Annotated in this window: 4 protein-coding genes and 1 pseudogene; all 5 read right to left on the reverse strand. The window is 71.0% G+C overall.

Annotation, left to right across the window (positions count from 1 at the left end):
• Nucleotides 1-40: 40 nt before the first annotated feature.
• Nucleotides 41-559 (reverse strand): nitroreductase family deazaflavin-dependent oxidoreductase, encoded by a 519-nt coding sequence (locus tag QK444_RS34060; protein ID WP_282786130.1) that lies wholly within the window; start codon nucleotides 557-559, stop codon nucleotides 41-43.
• A 269-nt stretch (nucleotides 560-828) separates the two neighbouring features.
• Entirely contained in the window at nucleotides 829-1818 is a 990-nt protein-coding gene (locus tag QK444_RS34065; protein ID WP_349239560.1) for a putative RNA methyltransferase, read from the reverse strand.
• A gap of 15 nt (nucleotides 1819-1833) precedes the next feature.
• Nucleotides 1834-2001, reverse strand: coding sequence for a DUF3117 domain-containing protein (locus tag QK444_RS34070; RefSeq protein ID WP_006554284.1), 168 nt, complete (start codon nucleotides 1999-2001; stop codon nucleotides 1834-1836).
• 173 nt (nucleotides 2002-2174) lie between these two features.
• Nucleotides 2175-2741 (reverse strand): DNA-3-methyladenine glycosylase I, encoded by a 567-nt coding sequence (locus tag QK444_RS34075; protein ID WP_282786131.1) that lies wholly within the window; start codon nucleotides 2739-2741, stop codon nucleotides 2175-2177.
• A 542-nt stretch (nucleotides 2742-3283) separates the two neighbouring features.
• A pseudogene (locus QK444_RS34080) lies at nucleotides 3284-3553 on the reverse strand (DivIVA domain-containing protein); the annotation flags it as partial.
• Nucleotides 3554-3644 lie beyond the last annotated feature (91 nt).

The raw sequence follows: 3644 nt of genomic DNA on the forward strand, positions 1-3644 counted from the left end.
GCGGCGGTGGCGGCGCGACAGGTTGCCGCCGGTGCCGTGACTACCGGGCGGCGGCGCGGCGCAGAGCGAACAGGCGCAGTTCGCGGCTGGTGCGGCCCTTGTAGGCGGTGTACGCCTGCGTGGTCTCCTCGAAACGGGCGAAGATCTCCGCCTGCTGCTCCGGATCGGTGACACGGGTGGCCGTCACCGGAATCCGCTGTCCCGCAATGGTGACCGTGCCCGTCGGATCGGCCAGCAGATTGCCCGTCCACGCCGGATGGGTGGCCTGACCGAAATTGCTGCCGATCACGTACAGCACATCGCCGTCGTGCACGTACAGCAGCGGCGTGGTGCGCGGCTGCCCCGACTTGCGGCCGGTGGTGGTCAACAGGATCACCGGCGCACCGATCGGCCCCAGCACCGTGTACTTGCCCGCGGTGCGCTCCAGCACCCGCCGATCCAGCGGCGTGAGCTTGCGAATCACCGTCGACCCCATGCTGGTGGCCGCGAACGAACTCGCCGCCCGCCGCAGCAGACCTGTCTGCGGACCCCACCGCCGATCCGGGAACTGAGCGCTCATGCGGAGAACCGTACCGCCACAACCGGACACGGGGGTATTCGAGGAGGCTGGTGCGCGGTCCGTGCCCGTCGGGGCTGCCGGGAGCCGCACCCGGCCGAACGAGCGAACCAGGTGTCAATGGATGGCGGACGGTCAGGCCGGGTCCGGCTGCGGCCACCGCTCGGTGGTGCGAGTGGGGCTTGGTTGCGGCAGCCCGCTCGGTTGTGGGAGCGGCACTTCGCGGCGTCCACCGGCATGGCGTTGCGAGCGGCACCTGGCTCTGGGAGCGGTCAGCCGCGCGGGCGGTACACCGACACCGTGACCGAGGCGGTCACCGGATACGGCTCGGGCAGCGCCGCGACGCGTTCGTCGCGGGTGTCGGCCGCGTGGAAGGCGGACGGGCCCATGCGCACCACACGGTGGATGTCGGCGTGGTCGAGCGTCATCGCGTACTCCACCGGCGTGCGCTCCAGCAGTTCGAACCGCGCACCCAGCGATCGCGCCAGCCGCTCCTGCTTGTCCGCGTCCACCCGCACCATGGCGAGCGGCCCGATGAGCTCACCGAGATGCCGCTCGGTCGGCGTGACCACCACGAACCGGCCGTCCGGTGTCAGCACCCGCGCCACCTCCTCCGCATTGCGTGGCGCGAACACGCACAGCACCGCGTCGAGCACCCCGTCGCGCACGGGCAGCCCCCGCCACGCATCGGCCAGCACCGCCCCCGCCCGCCGATGCGCCCGCGCGCATCGCCGCACCGCCGGTTTCGACACATCCACCGCGATCCCCCGCGCGGCGGGCGCCGCATCCAGCACCGCCGCCAGGTAGTACCCGGTCCCCGCCCCGATCTCCAACACCGCCGCGTCGGTCCGGCGCGGCGCGGTGGTCGTGGTCGACGAGACAGTGTTCCCGCCGTCCTCTCGCGCGACGGCGGGTTCCACCGCGCGGGCCACGGCCGCGGCTATCGGGGCGAAGTGGCCCGTGGCTTGGAATGCGGCGCGGGCGTCGAGCATTTCCGGGGTGTCGCCGGTCATTCTGGTGGACGAGCCGGTGAGGAGGCTGACGTAGCCCTGTTTGGCCAGGTCGAAGGAGTGGCCCCGGGGGCAGCGCAGGGTGCGGTCCTGGCCGGTGAGGTCCCGGCCGCACTCCGGGCAGGAGAGTAGATCGGCGCATGCGAAGAGCCGCTCGGTCGGGCCCGGTACGGGACCGGTGAGCGGTTCGGTGTCGCCGAGATGCGTCGCTGCGGTGCCGGTGAGCCGGTTCACCGGGTCGGTGCGGCTCACCGGCAGTTCAGGCTGCTAGCTGGTGACACTCTTGAGTTCGTCACCGAGCGCCGCGGCTTCCTCCGGCGTGAGCTCGACGACCAGACGCCCGCCACCCTCGAGTGGAACCCGCATCACGATTCCACGCCCTTCCTTGGTTGCCTCGAGGGGACCGTCCCCGGTGCGGGGCTTCATGGCCGCCATCCTCTGCTCCCTCCAGATCTGCGCGGTCTGCTGCGCACTTTCATGGAACTCCAGTTGTCACCAACTGGCAGCCCGCGCGTATGTGGCGGGCCGCACCGCACCCATTCTTCCCTATCGCCGATCGGGGCGGGTACCTGAGTTCCAAAAACCGACCGTTGTGGCGCGTGCGGGTGCTATGGGCGTACCCAGCAATCGGCCACGTGATCATCCACCATTCCGGTCGCCTGCATCAGCGCGTAGGCCGTCGTGGGACCGACGAAACGGAAGCCGCGCTTCTTAAGATCTTTTGCGAGAGCGGTGGATTCGGCTGTGACGGCGGGCACGTCGGCCAGTGTCGCCGGACGCGGTCGCGGCCCCGGCGCGAACGACCAGAGCAGCTCGTCGAGGCCGGTGTCGAGCTCCCGGGCAACCCTGGCATTGGTGATACAAGCCTCGATTTTGGCGCGATTGCGAACTATGCCCGGATCGCCGAGCAGTCGCTCCACGTCGGCGTCCCCGAACTTCGCCACCCGCTCGATCTCGAACCCGTCGAACGCCGCCCGGAATGCGGGCCGCTTCCGCAAAATCGTGATCCAGGAAAGTCCGGACTGAAACGCCTCCAGACACATCCGTTCGAACAGTGCGTCATCCCCGTGGAGGGGCTTTCCCCATTCCTGGTCGTGGTAATCCCGATACAGCTGCGATCCGGTCGACCAGCCGCACCTGGTCAGTCCGTCGGCGGGTGATTCCAGGGTCGTCACCGCTCGTCCGCCTCGGTCTCGGGCGTGGAGACGCCCGGCACGATGCCGGGCATCGCCTGCCCGTCCGACAGGCCCGGCAGACTCGCCGCGGGCGCGTGGTCGGGTACTCCCGCGATGGGACTCGCGGGCGTAGTCCGGTTCACCGAACTGGACCCGGTGGTGGCCGGGCCATCGCTCGGCACCGAACCGAACGCCGGGCCGCCGTGCGGATGCCCGACCGGCGGGACCGCGGAGGTGGGCGTCCCGCCCGGGTGCGACGCTCCGGAGAGTTCGGTCGACGCGGAGGATCGGCCGGTACGTGCGGCATGGTCGCCGGGCGTGAGCGGTTCGCCGGAATTCGTCCGCGCGGTGTGGGTATCGAAGTGGCTTGCCGTGGTCGGCCCGGGGTCGACCGGCCTGGCGGCGGGTTCGCCCGGGTGTGGGCAGTGTCCGGGGTAGCTGTCCGGCGCGGTAGTGCCGTTGGCGGCGTCACGGCGCGGAGTGGCGGTGTGCTCGTGCCGCGACGTGCCGTTGGCCGGTGCGGGCTGGCCCGCGCGGGCCTGGGCCAGCTGCCATTCGAGTTCGTCGATGCGGGCGGCGAGGCGGGTCAGGGCCCAGTCGACCTCACCGGCCTTGTAGCCGCGCAGCACCTGCTGGAAGCGCAGGGCGCGCACATCGCCGCCGGTGATGCCGTCGACGGGGAGCACGGTGGCGGTGGTGCCCTCGGGGAGCGGACCCAGCTCCTCGGATCGGCCGAATACCGCGCTGGCGACCAGGAACAGCAGCGCGGCCACCAGACCGACGATCAGCACGTACAGCAGCAGCGTGAGCATGGGTTCGAGCTTAGGGGGCGTTCGGGGGCGGGGGTGGGCTCGGCCCCGGCGGAATTCGGCCGTCGAATTCGGTGGGGGGAGGGGGAGCGTG

Origin of the sequence: Nocardia sp. CC201C (assembly GCF_030010695.1) — a bacterium.
In the GTDB taxonomy this organism is placed as follows: Bacteria; Actinomycetota; Actinomycetes; order Mycobacteriales; family Mycobacteriaceae; genus Nocardia; species Nocardia otitidiscaviarum.

Bases quoted from the DNA above. Each gene is read 5' to 3' on its own strand.
- QK444_RS34060 (WP_282786130.1), bottom strand. From the start codon at position 559: ATGAGCGCTCAGTTCCCGGATCGGCGGTGGGGTCCGCAGACAGGTCTG.
- QK444_RS34070 (WP_006554284.1), bottom strand. From the start codon at position 2,001: ATGGCGGCCATGAAGCCCCGCACCGGGGACGGTCCCCTCGAGGCAACC.